Annotated in this window: 19 protein-coding genes and 1 other RNA gene; 4 read left to right on the forward strand and 16 right to left on the reverse strand. The window is 58.9% G+C overall.

The genetic code is table 11. From position 1 onward, the window contains the following. The 9 genes from mraY to rsmI all read right to left on the reverse strand — a co-directional run bounded on the left by mraY (window position 1) and on the right by rsmI (window position 9,067). Entirely contained in the window at window positions 1-1,083 is a 1,083-nt protein-coding gene (gene mraY / locus AB4O01_RS14880) for a phospho-N-acetylmuramoyl-pentapeptide-transferase (protein ID WP_007917000.1), read from the reverse strand. Next, window positions 1,083-2,450, reverse strand: a complete 1,368-nt coding sequence (locus AB4O01_RS14885; RefSeq protein WP_460088966.1) for a UDP-N-acetylmuramoyl-tripeptide--D-alanyl-D-alanine ligase — start codon at window positions 2,448-2,450, stop codon at window positions 1,083-1,085. The genes mraY and AB4O01_RS14885 overlap by 1 nt, the downstream gene beginning before the upstream one ends. Beyond that, complete coding sequence (locus AB4O01_RS14890; RefSeq protein WP_093430687.1) at window positions 2,443-3,906, reverse strand: UDP-N-acetylmuramoyl-L-alanyl-D-glutamate--2,6-diaminopimelate ligase; 1,464 nt, start codon at window positions 3,904-3,906, stop codon at window positions 2,443-2,445. The genes AB4O01_RS14885 and AB4O01_RS14890 overlap by 8 nt, the downstream gene beginning before the upstream one ends. Beyond that, the gene (locus AB4O01_RS14895; RefSeq protein ID WP_175559568.1) at window positions 3,906-5,645 is read right to left on the reverse strand and encodes a peptidoglycan D,D-transpeptidase FtsI family protein; all 1,740 of its coding nucleotides are present in this window, start codon (window positions 5,643-5,645) and stop codon (window positions 3,906-3,908) included. The genes AB4O01_RS14890 and AB4O01_RS14895 overlap by 1 nt, the downstream gene beginning before the upstream one ends. Further along, window positions 5,645-5,938, reverse strand: coding sequence for a cell division protein FtsL (gene ftsL / locus AB4O01_RS14900; RefSeq protein WP_007917008.1), 294 nt, complete (start codon window positions 5,936-5,938; stop codon window positions 5,645-5,647). Before ftsL ends, AB4O01_RS14895 begins: the two co-directional genes overlap by 1 nt. Then, window positions 5,935-6,882 (reverse strand): 16S rRNA (cytosine(1402)-N(4))-methyltransferase RsmH, encoded by a 948-nt coding sequence (gene rsmH, locus AB4O01_RS14905; protein WP_371748248.1) that lies wholly within the window; start codon window positions 6,880-6,882, stop codon window positions 5,935-5,937. The genes ftsL and rsmH overlap by 4 nt, the downstream gene beginning before the upstream one ends. Then, window positions 6,879-7,334, reverse strand: a complete 456-nt coding sequence (gene mraZ, locus AB4O01_RS14910; RefSeq protein ID WP_007917012.1) for a division/cell wall cluster transcriptional repressor MraZ — start codon at window positions 7,332-7,334, stop codon at window positions 6,879-6,881. The genes rsmH and mraZ overlap by 4 nt, the downstream gene beginning before the upstream one ends. A 402-nt stretch (window positions 7,335-7,736) precedes the next feature. Then, an RNA gene (gene rnpB, locus AB4O01_RS14915) (RNase P RNA component class A) lies at window positions 7,737-8,088 on the reverse strand. 73 nt (window positions 8,089-8,161) lie between these two features. Next, complete coding sequence (rsmI, locus tag AB4O01_RS14920; RefSeq protein ID WP_093430688.1) at window positions 8,162-9,067, reverse strand: 16S rRNA (cytidine(1402)-2'-O)-methyltransferase; 906 nt, start codon at window positions 9,065-9,067, stop codon at window positions 8,162-8,164. 177 nt (window positions 9,068-9,244) lie between these two features. On the opposite strand from rsmI, the gene AB4O01_RS14925 reads away from it, so the two are divergent. The 4 genes from AB4O01_RS14925 (at window position 9,245) to AB4O01_RS14940 (ending at window position 12,691) form a co-directional block, all read left to right on the forward strand. After that, window positions 9,245-11,056: a penicillin-binding protein activator gene (locus AB4O01_RS14925; protein WP_257356095.1), complete on the forward strand. Its 1,812-nt coding sequence runs from the start codon at window positions 9,245-9,247 to the stop codon at window positions 11,054-11,056. Continuing rightward, window positions 11,056-11,418, forward strand: a complete 363-nt coding sequence (locus AB4O01_RS14930) for a YraN family protein (protein ID WP_093430690.1) — start codon at window positions 11,056-11,058, stop codon at window positions 11,416-11,418. The genes AB4O01_RS14925 and AB4O01_RS14930 overlap by 1 nt, the downstream gene beginning before the upstream one ends. Window positions 11,419-11,522: 104 nt before the next feature. Continuing rightward, window positions 11,523-12,116 carry a phosphoheptose isomerase gene (locus AB4O01_RS14935; protein ID WP_093430691.1) on the forward strand — a complete coding sequence of 198 codons (594 nt, stop codon included), beginning with the start codon at window positions 11,523-11,525 and terminating at the stop codon, window positions 12,114-12,116. Then, a complete protein-coding gene (locus tag AB4O01_RS14940; RefSeq protein WP_007917023.1) occupies window positions 12,113-12,691 on the forward strand; it encodes a BON domain-containing protein in 579 nt (192 codons plus the stop codon). The genes AB4O01_RS14935 and AB4O01_RS14940 overlap by 4 nt, the downstream gene beginning before the upstream one ends. A gap of 51 nt (window positions 12,692-12,742) precedes the next feature. Here AB4O01_RS14940 and AB4O01_RS14945 read toward each other — a convergent pair whose 3' ends face one another. The 7 genes from AB4O01_RS14945 to rplM form a co-directional block, all read right to left on the reverse strand. Then, entirely contained in the window at window positions 12,743-13,156 is a 414-nt protein-coding gene (locus AB4O01_RS14945; protein WP_007917024.1) for a ClpXP protease specificity-enhancing factor, read from the reverse strand. Window positions 13,157-13,172: 16 nt separating this feature from the next. Continuing rightward, window positions 13,173-13,790, reverse strand: a complete 618-nt coding sequence (locus AB4O01_RS14950; protein ID WP_007917025.1) for a glutathione S-transferase N-terminal domain-containing protein — start codon at window positions 13,788-13,790, stop codon at window positions 13,173-13,175. Between the two features lie 146 nt (window positions 13,791-13,936). Then, entirely contained in the window at window positions 13,937-14,719 is a 783-nt protein-coding gene (locus tag AB4O01_RS14955) for a cytochrome c1 (RefSeq protein ID WP_460088967.1), read from the reverse strand. After that, window positions 14,719-15,930 (reverse strand): cytochrome b, encoded by a 1,212-nt coding sequence (locus AB4O01_RS14960; protein ID WP_093430693.1) that lies wholly within the window; start codon window positions 15,928-15,930, stop codon window positions 14,719-14,721. Before AB4O01_RS14960 ends, AB4O01_RS14955 begins: the two co-directional genes overlap by 1 nt. Beyond that, on the reverse strand, window positions 15,930-16,523 hold the full coding sequence (petA, locus tag AB4O01_RS14965) for a ubiquinol-cytochrome c reductase iron-sulfur subunit (RefSeq protein WP_003228055.1): 594 nt from the start codon (window positions 16,521-16,523) through the stop codon (window positions 15,930-15,932). The genes AB4O01_RS14960 and petA overlap by 1 nt, the downstream gene beginning before the upstream one ends. A 269-nt stretch (window positions 16,524-16,792) precedes the next feature. Then, on the reverse strand, window positions 16,793-17,185 hold the full coding sequence (gene rpsI / locus AB4O01_RS14970; protein WP_008080273.1) for a 30S ribosomal protein S9: 393 nt from the start codon (window positions 17,183-17,185) through the stop codon (window positions 16,793-16,795). Window positions 17,186-17,199: 14 nt separating this feature from the next. After that, window positions 17,200-17,628: a 50S ribosomal protein L13 gene (gene rplM / locus AB4O01_RS14975; protein WP_007917032.1), complete on the reverse strand. Its 429-nt coding sequence runs from the start codon at window positions 17,626-17,628 to the stop codon at window positions 17,200-17,202. Between the last annotated feature and the right edge of the window lie 171 nt (window positions 17,629-17,799).

Raw genomic sequence — 17,799 nt, forward strand, 5'->3', positions numbered from 1 at the left:
CTACCTCAGCTTCAGGGTGGCAAGGCCGATCAGCACGAGAATCACGGTGATGATCCAGAAACGGACGATCACGCGCGGCTCGGGCCAGCCCTTGAGTTCAAAATGGTGGTGTATCGGTGCCATGCGGAACACACGGCGACCGGTCAGCTTAAAGGACGCAACCTGAATGACGACTGACAGGGTTTCCATCACGAACACACCGCCCATGATGAACAGGACGATTTCCTGACGGACGATCACCGCTATGGTGCCCAGTGCCGCGCCGAGTGCCAGGGCACCGACGTCGCCCATGAACACTTGCGCCGGATAGGTGTTGAACCAGAGGAAGCCAAGGCCGGCACCGATCAGCGCACCGCAGAACACGATCAGTTCACCCGCGCCCGGCACGTAAGGGATCAACAGGTATTCAGCGAATTTCACGTTACCCGACAGGTAGCAGAAGATGCCGAGGCCACCACCAACCATCACGGTTGGCATGATCGCCAGGCCATCGAGGCCGTCAGTCAGGTTGACCGCGTTGCTCGAACCGACGATCACGAAGTAAGTCAGCACGATGAAACCAAGGCCCAGCGGAATGCTGTAATCCTTGAGCATCGGCAGGATCAGCGTGGTTTCCACCGGGGTGGAGGCGGTCATATAAAGGAAGATCGCCGCGCCGAGGCCGAACACCGACTGCCAGAAATACTTCCAGCGGCTCGGCAAGCCACGGGAGTTCTTCTCGATGACCTTGCGGTAATCGTCGACCCAACCGATGGCGCCGAACAGCAGAGTCACCAGTAAAACAGTCCAGACGTAACGGTTGCTCAGGTCAGCCCAAAGCAGTGTGCTGACACCAATCGAAGACAGAATCAGCGCGCCGCCCATGGTCGGTGTACCCGACTTGGACAGGTGCGATTGCGGGCCGTCGTTACGCACGGATTGACCGATCTGACGGTTCTGCAGGGTGCGGATCATCCACGGGCCATAGCACAGCGACAAAACCAGCGCGGTCAGTACACCGAGAATCCCGCGCAGGGTCAGGTACTGAAAGACCGCGAAGCCTTTGTAGAACTGTTGCAGATACTCCGCTAGCAGCAGCAGCATTAATGTTTCTCCAGACTGGACCCGCACAGAGCCGCAACGATGTTTTCCATCGCCGCACTGCGCGAACCCTTGATCAAAATGGTGGTGTTTGTGTCCTGCTCGGCGTCGAGGGCCTGAATCAGTTCGGCTTGGCTGCCGAAGTGATACGCCTGTTCACCGAAAGCGTTTACGGCGTGAACCATGTTTGGCCCAACGGCATAAAGCGCGGAAACCTTGCCCCGGGCGTACTCGCCCACGTCGCGGTGCCCCTGCTCCGCCCAATCGCCCAACTCGCCGATATCTCCGAGCACCAGGACGGTGCGGCCGGAAAAGCCGGCGAGTATATCAACGGCTGCGCACATCGAGGTGGGGTTTGCGTTGTAAGTGTCATCAATCACGCGCATACCGTTCTTCGCCAGTTGCGCGACGGTGCGACCCTTGACCGGTTGCACGGCGCCAAGCCCGGTGGCGATGCCGAACAGCGACACGCCCAAGGCGTGCGCGGCAGCGGCGGCAGCCATGGAATTGGCGACGTTATGGGTGCCGAGCAGGTTCAGTTGAACGTGCTCGACACCTTCAGGTGTGTGCAGATTGAAAGCCGGGCAACCACGAGCATCGGTGCTCAAGTCACTGGCGTAGAAATCCGCCCGAGTGTTGCTCAGGGCGAAGGTCAGCACTTTGCGCGCGCCCGCACGGGTCTTCCAGATGCCGAAGGCTTTGTCATCGAGGTTGAGCACGGCGATGCCGTCAGCTGCCAGACCGTCGATGATTTCGCCTTTGGCTTCGACGATTTTTTCCGGGCCGCCAAACTCACCGACGTGCGCGGTGCCGGCATTGTTCAGGATCGCCACGTGCGGCTTGGTCAGGCCAACGGTGTAAGCGATCTCACCCAGACGCGAGGCGCCCAGTTCGATCACCGCCGAAGTGTGTTCCGGGGCCAATTCGAGCAGGGTCAGCGGCGCGCCGAGGTCGTTGTTCAGATTGCCACGGGTCGCCAGCACCGGACCGCGCGTGCGCAGGATGCTCGCGAGCATTTCCTTGACCGTGGTCTTGCCGCTGGAGCCGGTGATCGCAGCAACTGGCTGAGTGAACGCGGCACGGTTCAGCGCGCCCAACTGGCCGAGGGCCTGTCGGGTGTCCTTGACCAGCAGTTGCGGCAGCGTGCTGTCGGCAACTTCACGTTCGACCAGCGCAGCGACGGCGCCTTTGGCGGCGACATCGTTCAAGTAGTCATGACCGTCGAAACGCGGGCCGGTCAACGCTATAAACAGTTGACCCGGCTGGATCGCACGGCTGTCGATGCTGACGCCGTCGAAACTGGCATCGGCGGCGATCAAACGGGCGTCGAGCGCGTTGGTCAGTTCGCTGAGTTTGAGGGCCTTAAGCATGGGCCACCTCCCACGCGGTCAGGGCGTGATCAGCCTCGACCAGATCAGAGAAGGCATGGCGCTCGCCGTTGATTTCCTGATAGTCCTCGTGACCTTTACCGGCCAGAACAATCACGTCATCAGCCGAGGCGCCGGCAATCAGTTGCGCAATCGCCTGGCCCCGGCCGGCGACGAAGGTGACTTTATCCACTGCCGTGAAGCCGGCGCGGATGTCGTCGAAAATCACTGCTGGATCTTCGGTGCGCGGATTGTCGTCGGTGACCAGCACCTGATCGGCCAGACGTTCGACCACTTCGGCCATCAACGGACGCTTGCCGCGATCACGGTCACCGCCGCAGCCGAACAGGCACAGCAGCTGACCTTTAACGTGCGGGCGCAGCGCGGTCAGGACTTTTTCCAGCGCGTCCGGGGTGTGCGCGTAATCGACCACCACCAACGGCTGAGTGCCACCACCAAGACGCTGCATGCGCCCGGCCGGGCCTTCGAGTTTCGGCAGTACTTTGAGAATTTCGTCGAGCGCGTAATCCAGACCGAGCAAGGCACCGACGGCTGCCAGTACGTTGCTCAGGTTGAAACGACCGAGCAAGGTGCTGCGCAGATGATGTTCGCCCTGCGGCGTAACCAGCGTGGCGCGCACGCCGTGGTCGTCGAACTGTGCTTCGCGGCAGAACAGGTAAGCGCTGCTGTCGAGCAGGCTGTAGGTGATCAAGCGCGATTCACGTTTTTCCGCGGCCAACTGCCGGCCGAAATCGTCGTCGAGGTTGACCACGCGGCACTTCAGATCATTCCAGGCGAACAGCTTGGCCTTGGCCTCGGCGTACGCCTCCATGGTGCCGTGATAATCCAGATGATCGCGGGACAGGTTGGTCATCACCGCCACGTCGAACGCCAGCGCCGTCACGCGGCCCTGATCCAGACCGTGGGACGACACTTCCATGGCCACGGCTTTGGCGCCGGCCTTTTTCAGGTCGCCCAGGGTCGCTTGCACGGCGATCGGATTCGGCGTGGTGTGCAGACCGCTTTGCAGTGCGCCATAGAAGCCGGAACCCAAGGTCCCGACGATGCCGCAATGCTGGCCGAGCAGATCCAGCGCCTGCGCAACCAATTGAGTCACGCTGGTCTTGCCGTTGGTACCGGTCACGCCAATCAGGTTCAGGTGATGACTTGGCTCACCGTAAAAACGCCCGGCGATGTCCGACAGTTGCGCGGCCAGGCCTTTGACCGGAATCAGCGGCACGTCAGTGATCGGCAGCACGGTGGCGCCTTCCACTTCATAGGCCACAGCGGCAGCGCCGCGCGCCAGAGCATCGGCAATGTGTGCACGGCCATCGAATTTGCCGCCGGGCACGGCGAGGAACAAATCGCCCGCGCGTACGTTGCGGCTGTCCAGCGCCAATTCACGGATCAACAGATCGTGGCCGGCGTGGGGGAATATCTTGTTCAGACTTAATGACATCAGCCGCGCCCTCCATTGGCTTTCAGCGGTATGACCGGGGTGGCGTTGGCCTGCTGTGTGGTCGGCAAGTTGTCCGGCGTTACGTTCATCAGACGCAGGGTGCCGGACATCACACGGCTGAACACCGGCGCGGAAACCAGACCACCGAAGTAACCGGCCTTGCTTGGCTCATCGATCACGACAACGATGGCGTAACGCGGATCGCTCATCGGGCCGAAACCGGCAAACAGCGAGCGATAAGAGTTTTCCGCGTAGCCCTTGGTACCCACCGAGGTCTTACGCGCAGTACCCGACTTACCCGCCACGTGATACGCCGGCACCTGCGCACGGAACACGCCGCGCGGCGCTTCGATCACCTGGGTGAGCATGCCTTGCAAGGTTTTCGCCACGGCTTCCGGCAGCACTTGCGTGGTCTGCGGCGGCTTGTCGGTTTTGATCAGGGTCAACGGCGCGAGACGACCGTTGTTGGCCAGTGCCGAGAACGCGTGCACCAACTGAATCGCGGTCACGGAAATACCGTAGCCGTAGGACAGGGTCGCGGTTTCAGCCTTGCGCCAATCGCGGTAGTTCGGCAGGTTGCCGACACGTTCGCCCGGGAAGCCGAGGCCGGTGTCCTGGCCGAGACCGACTTTCTGCGCGAGACGGAAAATCGTTTCGCCGCCGATATCGAACGCGACCTTACTCATGCCGACGTTACTGGAATTGATCAGGATGCCGGTCAAGTCGAGCACCGGACCTTCGCTCTTGGAAACGTCCTTGATCGTGTATTTGCCGATCTGCAGGGAGCCCGGATACACCTCGACGGTGTCGCTCGGTTTCCAGCGGCCGGTTTCGATTGCAGCCGCCATCGAGATGGCTTTCATGGTCGAACCCGGTTCGAACACGTCGATCATCGCGCGGTTACGCATCATTGCCGGTTGCAGATTGCGACGGTTGTTCGGGTTGTAGGTCGGCTGGTTGACCATGGCGAGAATCTCGCCGGTCTTGACGTCCATGATCACCAGGCTGCCGGCCTTCGCGCCGTTCTCAATGATCGCGTTGCGCAGTTCGCGGTTGGCCAGATATTGCAGACGCAGGTCAATGGACAACGCCAAGGGCTTGCCGGCCTTGGCGTTTTTGGTGACCTGAACATCCTTGATCAGCCGACCGCGCCGATCCTTGATGACTTGTCGTTTGCCCGGCACCCCGGCGAGCCATTCGTCATAAGCCAGCTCGACACCTTCACGACCGTGGTCATCGATGTCGGTAAAACCGACCATGTGCGCGGTGACTTCACCGGCCGGGTAGAACCGGCGGAATTCTTCGATGCCGTAGACACCAGGGACTTTCAGATCGAGCACAGCCTGGCCTTGCTCGGGGGTCAGCCCGCGCACCAGATAAATGAATTCTTTGTTGGCCTGGGCTTCGAGGCGTTCGGTCAGGGCTTTCGGATCCTGACCCAGCGCGGCAGCAAGTGCCGGCCACTTCTCTTTGGCCGTTTGCATTTCCTTGGCGTTGGCCCACAGCGTGGTCACTGGGGTACTTACGGCCAAAGGCTCGCCGTTACGGTCGGTGATCAGACCACGGTGAGCCGGAATCGGAATATGACGCAGGCTGCGCGCATCGCCCTGACCTTTGAGGAAGTCACGGTCAACCACTTGCAAGTCGATGATGCGCCAGCAGATCGCCGCGACCATCACGCCGAGCAGCGCCACCATCAGGCGGAAGCGCCATGGGAACAGTGCGCCTTCGAGTTTCATCATGGCGCCACCATCTTCACGTCAGCCGCGCCCGGAATGTGCATTTTCAGTTGTTCGGTGGCCAGCACTTCGATGCGGCTGTGCGCGGTCCAGGTGCTCTGCTCCAGAATCAAGCGACCCCACTCGGCCTGCGCCTTGTCGCGCACGCTGAGTTCGTTATAAAGGGTGTTGAGCAACTGCCGGTTCCAGTGCGCGCTGTACGACACGGCGATGGCCGAGACGAGCACGCCGATAAACAGCAGCAGCATCAGAAAGCTGCCGCCGGGCAGTGGCTTGGCGAAAAGCTTGCTCACCGCAGCTTCTCCGCGACGCGCATGACGGCGCTACGGGAACGTGGGTTGGCTTTGAGTTCGGCGTCGGAGGCCGTCTGCGCTTTGCCATGGACTTTGATTTTCGGTTCGAACGCGACATGGCGCACCGGCAGGTTGCGCGGCAGGTTGTCGGCTTCGCCTTTCACCAGTTTGCGCATGAACAGTTTGACGATACGGTCTTCCAGCGAGTGAAAGCTGATCACCACCAGGCGGCCGCCGATTTCCAGCGCGTCCAGCGCGGCTTCGAGGCCGGCTTCCAGATCACCCAGTTCGTTGTTGACGTGAATACGCAAACCCTGGAATGCACGGGTGGCCGGGTTCTTGCCCTTTTCCCATGCCGGGTTGGCGACTTTCAATACTTCGGCCAGATCGGCAGTGCGCTCGAACGGCTTGATATCGCGACGCTCGGCGACGGCGCGGGCCATACGACCGGAGAAACGTTCTTCGCCGTATTCCTTGAACACCCGGGCGATTTCCTCAGCCGGCGCGGTGTTGACGAATTCGGCAGCGCTGATGCCACGGGACGGGTCCATGCGCATGTCGAGCGGGCCGTCGTTGAGGAAACTGAAGCCGCGCTCAGCGTCGTCGAGCTGCGGCGAAGACACGCCGAGGTCAAGCAGAATGCCGCTGACCTTGCCGGCCAGACCTTGCTCGGCAACCACCGAACCCAGTTCGGCAAAGCTGCGCTGCACAACGACAAAGCGGCCGTCTTCGGCCGCTAGCGTTTGCCCGGTGGCAATCGCTTGTGGATCTTTGTCGAATCCGATGAGCCGGCCGTCCGTGCCGAGCTGGCTGAGGATCAACCGGCTGTGTCCGCCGCGCCCGAACGTGCCGTCCAGATAGCAGCCATCAGGACGTACGGCGAGAGCCTCGACGGCTTCGTCAAGCAGTACGGTGATGTGGTTAAAGCCGCTATCAATAGTCACAGGATCAAATCACGCAGTTCATCAGGCATCGCGCCCGGTTGTTGAATAGCAGCAAGGTCAGCGGCAGATACCGCGTTCCATGCATCCTCGTCCCACAATTGGAACTTGTTCAGTTGGCCTACCAGCATCGCGCGCTTATCGAGCTTGGCGTATTCGCGCAGACGCGGTGGAACCAGAAAACGACCACTGCCATCGAGTTCAAGGTCGACGGCATTACCAATCAGCAAACGTTGCAGGCGACGGTTCTCTTCGCGAAGCGAAGGAAGCGCGCGCAACTTGGTTTCAATAATTTCCCACTCGTCGAGCGGATAGACACACAAACACGGATCAACGGCATCAATGGTCACGATCAATTGGCCAGAACTGCGCGAATCGAGCTCGTCACGGTACCGGCTCGGCATGGCGAGACGGCCCTTTGCATCGAGACTGATAGCGTTAGCTCCGCGAAACACGTCTGCGTTTCTCCAATTTTTATCGTTTTGAGCTCAAAAAACCCACTTCATGCCACTTTCCGCCACTTGCGCACACTATAGGAATGCGCCCACCACACCGTCAAGGCGCGGATTAAAGGAAAACCCTTACAGAACGGAGATTTAGGAGCATAAAAGGAGGTGCAACGAGAATCTGACGGATACTTTTGACCAATAACTTGATGCAGCACTGAAAGCTGCGCTCGAAAGTTAAAGTAATTTGTTAAGAGTAAGATTTTTTCGGTATTACAAAAGCGCTTCTGCTGTTGATTGAAGCAAGGTGGGAAATGGCTATTACTGCGTTTGCCGCTGCCGGACTTTCAGAGCAGGCCTGCTGATATTACACAGCCCTGTTGCCAATGATTCAAGCAGGGAAAGAAAAAGGTGGAGAGTCGATCTGTAAGCCGGGTTCTGTCTTGAACAGTCATTCGTCTACGATGGCCATCACTGGACATCTTTAGCAACCTACCCGGTCCCAGCGCGGGCCACGCCTTGGGACCCTATTTGGTCTTGCTCCAAGTGGGGTTTACCTAGCCACGAACTGTTGCCAGACGTGCGGTGCGCTCTTACCGCACCTTTTCACCCTTACCGGCGCCGAAGCGCTTAGGCGGTTATTTTCTGTGGCACTTTCCGTAGGCTCACGCCTCCCAGGCATTACCTGGCACTTCGCCCTATGGAGCCCGGACTTTCCTCCCCCCTAATTTTCATAGAGGGCAGCGACTGTCCGATCGACTCTCCGCCGCGAAGGTTAACGGCAGAGCGCCCGAAGAACAAGCGCTAAAAGCCTCAAGACCGCTATGGGTGACGGCCTACACGCCTTTCTGTTTCTCCAGCGCGACCTGATACAGCACGTTTTTGCGCTCGCCAGTGATTTGTGCTGCCAACGCGGCGGCACGCTTGAGCGGCATCTCTTCGAGCAACAGATCAAGAATACGCATCGCCTCGCTGCTGACCGCATCCTCGGACTCCGGTGCCGTCCAGCCCGCCACCAGCACTACGCATTCGCCACGCTGCTGATTGCTGTCGGATTCGACGAACGCGCGCAACTCGGCCAATGGCAGACCTTTGAGCGTTTCGAAGGTCTTGGTGATCTCGCGGGCGAGCAATGCCTGGCGCTCACCGCCAAACACGGCTTCCATATCCTGCAGACATTCAAGAATGCGGTGCGGGGCCTCGTAGAAAATCAACGTACGCGGCTCTTCTTTAACCGCTTCCAGTCGCGCCTTGCGTCCGACCGATTTGGCCGGCAGAAAACCTTCGAAGATGAAACGGTCAGACGGCAGACCGGCCGCCGACAGCGCGGCAATAAGCGCACAGGCACCCGGCACTGGCACGACATTGATCCCGGCCGCGCGGGCCTGACGCACCAAGTGATACCCCGGATCGGAAATCAGCGGCGTCCCCGCATCGGAAATCAACGCGACGTTATCACCCGCCAGCAAGCGGGTAATAAAACGGCTACCTTCATCTCGTTCATTGTGTTCGTGACACGCGGCCAGCGGCGTGCCGATCCCGAAGTGTTGCATCAGGCGCGCCGAGTGACGGGTGTCTTCGGCAGCGATCAATGCCACTTCGCGGAGGATCTTCAGGGCCCGGGCGCTGATGTCGTCCAGGTTGCCGATGGGCGTCGCCACCACATAAAGCGAGCCAGCAGCGGAATTCAGGGAACCTGGAGCAGTCAAAGCGCACACCTCGTGATCGGTAAAAGCGGCCATTGTAGCGCGACACGAGGCTTGCGACGCGCTTCGAGCCACCACGGTTTTGTGCGTGGTTATGCAGCACTGCAACATTTACTTCAGCTAAATCGTCCGATTCACGCCAGTAACATCGCGCCCCGGCCAGTGCTTGGGTACAATTCGACGCTAATTTGATCGAGTATCAGGAACACTTACATGATCGCTTGCCTGCGGCTGTTCACTGCCTTCTGCCTCGCTGCCCTGTTGGCGGCTTGCGTCAGCTCCCCTTCCTCCAGCCTTGGCGAACTTCCACGGACCCCGGATGCCAGCATCGAGCAACTGCTCGAACAGGCTAGCCAGGCGAAAACCCCGGAAAAAGCCGCCCTGTTGCGCCTGAGCGCCGCAGACCTGGCCTACCGTCAGGGCAATGCCGGACAGTCCGCGCAAATCCTGCAACAAGTGCCGATGGAGCAACTCAAGCCCGGCCAGCAGATTTTCGCCAGCACCTTGAACGCTGAACTGGCGATGACGCGCAATCAGCCGAAAGCCGCGCTGACCGCCCTGAGCCACCCAAGCCTGCAGCACTTGGGCGAGATGCCTGAAGAGCAGCAAGTGCGCACCGGCACCGTACATGCCCGCGCCCTTGAGGCCGATGGCCAGACCCTGGCCGCTGCCCGCGAGCGCGTGTTCATCGCGCCGATGCTGCAAGGCGAAGCCGCGAGCAAGAACCACGAAGCGATCTGGACCCTGATCGGCTCGCTGCCAACTGATCAACTGCAACCGAACAGCACCGACGACCTCGGCGGCTGGATGGGCCTGGCCATGGCAGTGAAATCCGCTGGCACCCTGGAACAGCAGCAAGCGGCGATCGACACCTGGCGCGCGCAGAATCCAAAGCACCCGGCGGCAATCAACCTGCCGTTGCCGCTGACCAAACTCAAGGAACTGGCCAGCCAGCCCCTGAGCAAAATCGCCCTGCTGCTGCCACAGGACGGCCAGTTGGCCGCTGTCGGCAAGGCACTACGTGAAGGCTTCATGGCTGCGCACTACCAGGCGCAACAGGCCGGACAGAAGCCACCAGCAATCGAGTTCTACGACAGCTCGAAACTGACTTCGATGGACGAGTTCTACCGCAAGGCCCAGGCTGACGGCGTGCAACTGGTCGTTGGCCCGTTGGAAAAACCACTGGTCAAGCAACTGAGTACCCGCCCGCAACTGCCGATCACCACCCTCGCGCTGAACTACAGCGAAGGTGATCAAGGCCCGGCGCAATTGTTCCAGTTTGGCTTGGCCGCTGAAGACGAAGCCCGCGAAGTCTCGCGCCGCGCCCGTGCCGATGGCCTGCACCGCGCCGCGATCATGGTGCCGAAAGGCGAATGGGGCGATCGCGTACTGCGTGCTTTCAGCCAGGACTGGCAAGCGAATGGTGGCAGCATCGTAGCGACCGAGCGCGTTGATCAGCCGGTGCAACTGGCCCAGCAGATCGCCGACATGTTCCAGTTGCGTCAAAGCGAAGCGCGCGCCAAGAGCCTGCAGAATGCCGCCGGCACCAACGTCGCCGCGCAGCCTTCGCGCCGTCAGGACATCGAATTCATCTTCCTCGCCGCAACCCCGCAACAGGCTCAGCAGATCAAGCCAACCCTGAACTTCCAGTACGCAGGTGACGTTCCGGTGTACGCGACGTCGCACGTTTACAGCGCCAGCGGCGACGTGAATCAGTACAACGACATGAACGGCATTCGCTTCTGCGAAACCCCATGGCTGCTGGACTCCAGCGATCCACTGCGTCAGCAAGTGGTTGCGCAGTGGCCGCAAGCCGCCGGCAGCCTCGGCCGCCTGTACGCGATGGGTGTGGATGCCTATCGTCTTGCACCACGCCTGGGTCAACTCAAAGCCCTGCCAGACAGCCGCATCGACGGTGAGTCGGGCAGCCTCGGCATGACCCAGACCCAACGCGTCGTGCGTCAATTGCCTTGGGCGCAGTTCGTCAGCGGGCAGGTGCAGCGCCTGCCGGACACCCCGCGCTGATGCCTGACAGGTCACGCTCGCAAAGCGGCAAGGATGCCGAGCGCCAGGCGCTCGAGCATCTGCAACAACAAGGTCTGCGCCTGCTGGCGCAGAACTGGTTATGCAAACGCGGCGAGCTTGATCTGGTCATGCTTGATGGCGATACAGTAGTATTCGTTGAAGTTCGCTACAGAAAAAACACTCAATGGGGTGGCGCGCTCGCTAGCATCGATGGGCGCAAGCAGCAGAAACTGATTTTCGCTGCACAGTATTTTCTTCAGCGCGAATCGCGTTGGGCCAATTCCCCTTGCCGCTTCGACGTGGTGGCCATCGACAGCCATCCGAGTCAGCTGAACTGGTTGCAGAATGCTTTCGACAGTTGATCGTCGGCGTTGCGACCCGGACAATCCCACCGACAAATTTTGCTCTTTGCTTTGCGGGCTGCACATTCATGTGCCGGACAGCCGCGCTACTTAAGGTCACACAGATGGACATGCAATCCCGAATTCGCCAGCTTTTCCAGGCCAGTATCGACACCAAGCAACAGGCGATGGACGTACTTGCACCGCACATCGAGCAAGCCAGCCAGATCATGGTCAACACCCTGCTCAACGGAGGCAAAATGCTCTCGTGCGGCAACGGTGGGTCGGCCGGCGACGCTCAGCATTTTTCCTCGGAGCTGCTCAACCGCTTCGAGCGCGAGCGTCCGAGCCTGCCGGCGATTGCGCTGACCACCGATACCTCGACGATCACCTCGATCGCCAACGACTACAGCTACAACGAAGTGTTCTCCAAGCAGATCCGCGCCCTCGGCCAGTCGGGCGATGTGCTGCTGGCGATTTCGACCAGCGGCAACTCGGCGAACATTATTCAAGCGATCCAGGCCGCACATGATCGCGAAATGATTGTCGTAGCTATGACCGGACGCGATGGTGGCGGCATGGCGTCACTGCTGCTGCCCGAAGACGTCGAGATCCGCGTACCGGCCAATGTCACTGCACGTATTCAAGAAGTCCACTTGCTGGCGATCCATTGCCTCTGCGATCTGATCGACAGCCAACTGTTCGGGAGTGAAGAATGACCCCTAATCGCCTTGGCCTTCTGGCCTTGACCCTGTGCCTCGGCATCAGCGGCTGCACCTCAGTGGTGAACGCCAGCCGTGAAGCACCGATCGACGACGACCGTGGCACGCGCACCTTCGGTAGCAAGATCGATGACTCGTTGATCGAAACCAAAGTCGGTGTGAACGTGGCCAAGGCCGACCCGGCACTGGACAACGACTCGCACATCGTCGTCACCAGTTTCAACGGTGTTGTCTTGCTGGCCGGTCAAACGCCTCGCGCTGACTTGAAAGCCAAAGCCGAGCAAGCGGCAGCCGCCGTGCAACGGGTAAAAACTGTTCACAACGAACTGCAGGTCATACCGCCGTCCGGTTTCCTGGCTCGCCAGAATGACACTTGGCTGACGTCCAAGATCAAAACCCAGATGCTCACCGACGCCAGCATTCCCGGTTCGCGCATCAAGGTCGTGACCGAGAACGGCATCGTCTACCTGCTGGGCCTGCTGACCAAACAGGAAGCCACTCAGGCGACCAATCTGGTTCAGGGCGTTTCCGGCGTGCAGAAGATCGTCAAGCTGTTCGAATACATCGACTGACGCACAACCCTATGTAATAAAAAAGGCGATCCATCCGGATCGCCTTTTTTATTACTTCACCACTTTCAGGCTTGGCCGGCCGCTAGGTCGCGGCGGCTCGCTGTCCGGTGGCGGCAAGTCGTCATCCGACTCGATCTCTTCTTCGTCATCCATCGGCGACTCGAGATCAAACACCATGCCTTGACCGTTCTCCCGGGCGTAGATACCCAGAATCGCGCTGATCGGCACGTACAAGCTGTGCGGAACGCCACCGAAGCGACCCTCGAAGGTCACCACGTCGTTGTCCATGTGCAGATGACGCACAGCACTCGGCGAGATGTTCAGGACAATCTGCCCGTCGCTGGCGAAACCCTGCGGCACCTGCACTGCCGGGTACTCGGAATTGACCAGCATGTGCGGGGTGCAATCGTTATCAACAATCCACTCGTAGAGCGCGCGGACCAGATAAGGTCGACTGGAGTTCATAGCGGCTCCTTAAGCCTTAGCGCATATCGCGTTCGACACCAGACAGACTCGCCTGGAAAGCCTCACGCGCAAACGAGCGCTCCATATAATCAAGCAGCGGCTTGGCTGGCCGCGGCAGTTCAATACCCAGAATCGGCAAACGCCAGAGTATTGGCAATAGGCAGCAATCCACCAGACTTTGTTCCTCACTGAGGAAAAACGGCTTGTCGGCAAACAGCGGCGACACGCCCGTCAGGCTTTCACGCAATTCCTTGCGCGCCACGACACGCGCGGCCTCCTTGGACTTGGGATCCAGAATCAGATCCACCAGACCACACCAGTCGCGCTGAATTCGATGAATCAGCAAACGGCTGTTGGCACGCGCCACCGGATAAACCGGCATCAATGGCGGGTGCGGGTAACGCTCATCCAGATATTCCATCACCACGGTCGACTCCCACAACGCCAGGTCACGATCGACCAGCGTCGGCAGACTGCCGTAAGGGTTTACCTCGATCAGTTTAGGCGGCTGGCGACCAGCTTCCACATAAATGATCTCGGCGCTGACACCCTTCTCTGCAAGCACGATGCGCACTCGGTGGGAATAGTGGTCGGCGGGGTCGGAGTAACAGGCCAACCGATTGGTCACGCCCATGGCGATCCTCCTCGCTTGTTGAAATTATCGGAACCGGAAAAACGCGCGCGCCCAGAGGGCGCCTCCGGCAACACCTGGCAAACCAGACGTTGCGCTATCGGAGGCGCCCTTGGGCGCGCGCGATTAACAGCAATGCTTGAAGCGTATCAGTGCACGTCTTTCCAGTATTCACGCTTGAGCAGGTAGGCGAACACAAAGAAGAACGCCAGGTACAGCAAGACATAAGTACCGATGCGCTGATGTTGCAGCTTAACCGGGTTAGCCGAGTAAGCCAGGAAGGTTACCAGATTCTTGACCTTCTCATCGAACTGCTCTTCGTTCAGCGCACCGGTTTTCGGCACGATGGTCAGCTGATCGCACGCTTCATGAGTCAGAGGCGTACCGGTCAGCGGATCATATTGCTTCTTGCCGTCTTCGACGATCTGCACCTGTTTGCAACCCACGACCTGACGACCTTGCAGGCCGACCAGCACGTTAGGCATGCCGACGTTCGGGAAAACCTTGTTGTTCACGCCCCATGGACGTGCAGGATCTTCGTAGAACGACTTCAGGTAACCGTAGAGCCAGTCGGTGCCGCGTACGCGAGCGACCAGGGTCAGATCCGGTGGTGCGGCACCAAACCAGGTCTTGGCGTCTGCCGGCTGCATGCCGATGTTCATGTGATCGCCAATCTTGGCGCCAGTGAACACCAGCTTCTCCAGCATCATTTCGTGAGGAATGCCCAAATCATCGGCCACCCGCTCGTAACGCTGGAACTTGGCACTGTGGCAACCCATGCAATAGTTGGCAAAGGTACGTGCGCCATCCTGCAGCGCAGCGTTGTCGGAAACGTCGATGTCGACCTTTTCCAGCTCCGGACCACCGTGTTCAGCGGCGAAGGACAGAACAGGCATAGCAGCAAAAATCAGAGCAAAAAATAACTTTTTCATCAGCCAGTCACCCTTTCCGGAACCGGTTTGGTCTTCTCGAGCCTGGTGTAGAACGGCATCAGGATGAAGTACGCGAAGTACAGGAAGGTGCAGACCTGCGACAGCAACGTCAGAGACGGCGTCGGAGCTTTCACGCCAGTCCAGCCAAGCAGCACAAAGCAAACGCAGAATATGACGAGCCAGACTTTGCTCATCCAGCCTTTATAGCGCATGGATTTGACCGGACTGCGATCGAGCCACGGCAGGACAAACAGGAAAGCAATTGAAGCGCCCATGGCAATAACGCCCATGAGCTTGTCAGGGATTGCTCGCAGGATCGCGTAGAACGGCGTGAAGTACCAGACCGGCGCGATATGCTCAGGCGTCTTGAACGGGTTGGCCGGCTCGAAGTTTGGTTTTTCGAGGAAATAGCCACCCATTTCCGGGAAGAAGAACACAATAAAGCAGAAGATAAACAGGAACACCACGACACCGACAATGTCTTTCACGGTGTAGTACGGGTGGAAAGCAATGCCGTCCAGCGGGATGCCGTTTTCATCTTTGTGCTTCTTGATGTCGACGCCGTCAGGGTTGTTCGAACCGACTTCGTGCAACGCCAGAATGTGCAGTACCACCAGACCGAGAATCACGATCGGCAGAGCCACGACATGCAAGGCGAAGAAGCGGTTCAGAGTGATTCCGGAGATCAGGTAATCACCACGAATCCACTGGGTCAGGTCGTTACCGATCACCGGAATCGCACCGAACAGCGAGATGATCACTTGGGCACCCCAGTAGGACATCTGGCCCCACGGCAGCAGATAACCCATGAATGCCTCGGCCATCAGCGCCAGGTAAATCAGCATGCCGAACACCCAGACCAGCTCGCGCGGTTTCTGGTACGAGCCGTAAAGCAGGCCCCGGAACATGTGCAGATACACCACGATGAAGAACATCGAAGCGCCGACAGCGTGCAGCAGGCGCAAAATCGAGCCGTGATTGACGTCACGCATGATGCCTTCGACAGACGCAAAAGCCTCTTCTGCCGATGGCGTGTAGCTCATCGTCAGCCAGACGCCGGTGACGAGCTGGTTGACCAGCACCAGCAGCGCCAGAGAGCCGAAGAAATAGAAGAAGTTGAAGTTTTTTGGAGCGTAATACTTGCTGAGATGGTCTTCCCACATTTTGGTCGCAGGAAAGCGCGCATCAACCCAATCCATGAACTTGCTCATCACGCTTTCTCCGTATCGACGCCGATGACAATCAGGTCATCGGTCTCATAGGAATGCGGGGGAACTGGCAGGTTCAAAGGCGCAGGTTGCGACTTGTAGACGCGGCCAGCCAGATCGTAATGGGAACCGTGGCAAGGGCAGAAATAGCCACCGACCCAGTCCTTGCCGAGATCTGCAGGTGCCACTTCGGGACGGAAAGTTGGTGAGCAACCCAGGTGCGTGCAGATCCCGATCAGCAGCAGAATTTCCGGCTTGATCGAACGCACTTCAGGGTCGACATAGGTGGGTTGCGTGGAGTTTTTGGAGGTTGGATCGGAGAGCTGGCCCTCGATCTTCTTGAGATTCCCCAGGATTTCCGCAGTACGGCGGACAATGAACACCGGCTGGCCGCGCCATTCAGCAATCATCTGCTGTCCTGGCTCGATTTTGCTGACATTCACTTTCACCGGTGCACCGGCGGCTTTCGCCTTGGCACTGGGAAACCATGACCCCACGAACGGGACCGCAGCCCCCACCGCTCCTGCAGCACCCACCACGGATGTGGCTGCTACCAAGAAGCGACGCCGGCCTGCATTCACGCCGTCATTGCTCATTCAGTCCTCTCCCATCAGCTTTTGTGGCCTGTTAAATCAGGCATCTACTAAATAAATCAATGTTACTTATAAAAATTTTGCCGAATGGTAATGAAAAGCCCCAATTCTGACAAGGGAATTACCCGGAGCTCTTACCCTCAAGCCTTGCAGTATAGGGGGTCTACGGAAGTGGCAAGTTGTCGCAGCGCAATTCTTTGATAAATCACAGGCATAAAAAAACGCCCGCTTCCGTGAGGAGGCGGGCGTTCTTTTTGAACGCGGAAGCGGAATTAACGCTTCGAGTACTGCGGACGCTTACGCGCTTTACGCAGACCAACTTTCTTACGTTCAACTTCACGGGCGTCGCGAGTAACGAAGCCAGCTTTGCGCAGAGCGCCACGCAGGGTTTCGTCGTAGTCCATCAGAGCGCGAGTGATGCCGTGGCGGATTGCGCCAGCTTGACCACTTACACCACCGCCGATCACGGTGACGTAGATGTCGAACTTCTCGACAGTCTCAGTCAGCTCCAGCGGCTGGCGAACTACCATGCGGGCAGTTTCACGGCCGAAGAAGTTTTCCAGCGAACGGTTGTTGATGGAGATGTTACCAGTACCCGGACGCAGGAAAACGCGTGCGGTTGCGGTCTTGCGACGGCCAGTGCCGTAATTTTGAGTCGCCGACATAATGTACTATTCCGTTAAAACTTCAGTTCTTGGGGCTGCTGAGCAGTATGTGGGTGTGCAGCGCCCGCATAGACTTTCAGCTTACGGTACATGTCGCGACCCAGTGGGTTTTTAGGCAGCATGCCTTTAACCGCGGTCTCGATCACGCGCTCAGGGGCTTTAGCGATCAGCTTTTCAAAGTTGATCGACTTGATGCCGCCCGGGAAACCGGAGTGGGAGTAGTACATTTTGTCAGTGGTTTTAGCACCGGTAACACGAATCTGCTCGGCGTTGATTACGACGATGTAGTCGCCGGTGTCAACGTGAGGAGTGTACTCAGGCTTGTGCTTGCCACGCAGACGGCTCGCGATTTCGGTGGCCAGACGACCCAGGGTCTGACCAGCAGCGTCGACGACAAACCAGTCGCGCTTTACTGTTTCCGGTTTAGCAGTAAAAGTTTTCATTCTTTATAGCCTCAGGGGCCGCCCTGTAAATTAGACGGCGGATCTTACTGAATAGTGCGTACTTTGACAAGTCAAAGGCAGCCGGATACAGACGCTTTCGGGGGCTCGGGTCGGCGCGTCCGTTCAACGGCAAGATTCTTCGGCGGCGGCGCATCACTTCCACTGCAGAAA

Source organism: Pseudomonas sp. S2_E02 (assembly GCF_054668355.1).

What these genes read in the sequence shown, in the direction of transcription:
- mraY (WP_007917000.1), bottom strand. Translation starts at nt 1,083, where the DNA reads ATGCTGCTGCTGCTAGCGGAGTATCTGCAACAGTTCTACAAAGGCTTC.
- AB4O01_RS14895 (WP_175559568.1), bottom strand. Translation starts at nt 5,645, where the DNA reads ATGAAACTCGAAGGCGCACTGTTCCCATGGCGCTTCCGCCTGATGGTG.
- AB4O01_RS14925 (WP_257356095.1), top strand. Translation starts at nt 9,245, where the DNA reads ATGATCGCTTGCCTGCGGCTGTTCACTGCCTTCTGCCTCGCTGCCCTG.
- AB4O01_RS14935 (WP_093430691.1), top strand. Translation starts at nt 11,523, where the DNA reads ATGGACATGCAATCCCGAATTCGCCAGCTTTTCCAGGCCAGTATCGAC.
- rsmI (WP_093430688.1), bottom strand. Translation starts at nt 9,067, where the DNA reads ATGGCCGCTTTTACCGATCACGAGGTGTGCGCTTTGACTGCTCCAGGT.
- AB4O01_RS14945 (WP_007917024.1), bottom strand. Translation starts at nt 13,156, where the DNA reads ATGAACTCCAGTCGACCTTATCTGGTCCGCGCGCTCTACGAGTGGATT.
- AB4O01_RS14930 (WP_093430690.1), top strand. Translation starts at nt 11,056, where the DNA reads ATGCCTGACAGGTCACGCTCGCAAAGCGGCAAGGATGCCGAGCGCCAG.
- petA (WP_003228055.1), bottom strand. Translation starts at nt 16,523, where the DNA reads ATGAGCAATGACGGCGTGAATGCAGGCCGGCGTCGCTTCTTGGTAGCA.
- AB4O01_RS14940 (WP_007917023.1), top strand. Translation starts at nt 12,113, where the DNA reads ATGACCCCTAATCGCCTTGGCCTTCTGGCCTTGACCCTGTGCCTCGGC.
- AB4O01_RS14955 (WP_460088967.1), bottom strand. Translation starts at nt 14,719, where the DNA reads ATGAAAAAGTTATTTTTTGCTCTGATTTTTGCTGCTATGCCTGTTCTG.
- AB4O01_RS14890 (WP_093430687.1), bottom strand. Translation starts at nt 3,906, where the DNA reads ATGTCATTAAGTCTGAACAAGATATTCCCCCACGCCGGCCACGATCTG.
- AB4O01_RS14885 (WP_460088966.1), bottom strand. Translation starts at nt 2,450, where the DNA reads ATGCTTAAGGCCCTCAAACTCAGCGAACTGACCAACGCGCTCGACGCC.
- AB4O01_RS14950 (WP_007917025.1), bottom strand. Translation starts at nt 13,790, where the DNA reads ATGGGCGTGACCAATCGGTTGGCCTGTTACTCCGACCCCGCCGACCAC.
- AB4O01_RS14960 (WP_093430693.1), bottom strand. Translation starts at nt 15,930, where the DNA reads ATGAGCAAGTTCATGGATTGGGTTGATGCGCGCTTTCCTGCGACCAAA.
- rplM (WP_007917032.1), bottom strand. Translation starts at nt 17,628, where the DNA reads ATGAAAACTTTTACTGCTAAACCGGAAACAGTAAAGCGCGACTGGTTT.
- rpsI (WP_008080273.1), bottom strand. Translation starts at nt 17,185, where the DNA reads ATGTCGGCGACTCAAAATTACGGCACTGGCCGTCGCAAGACCGCAACC.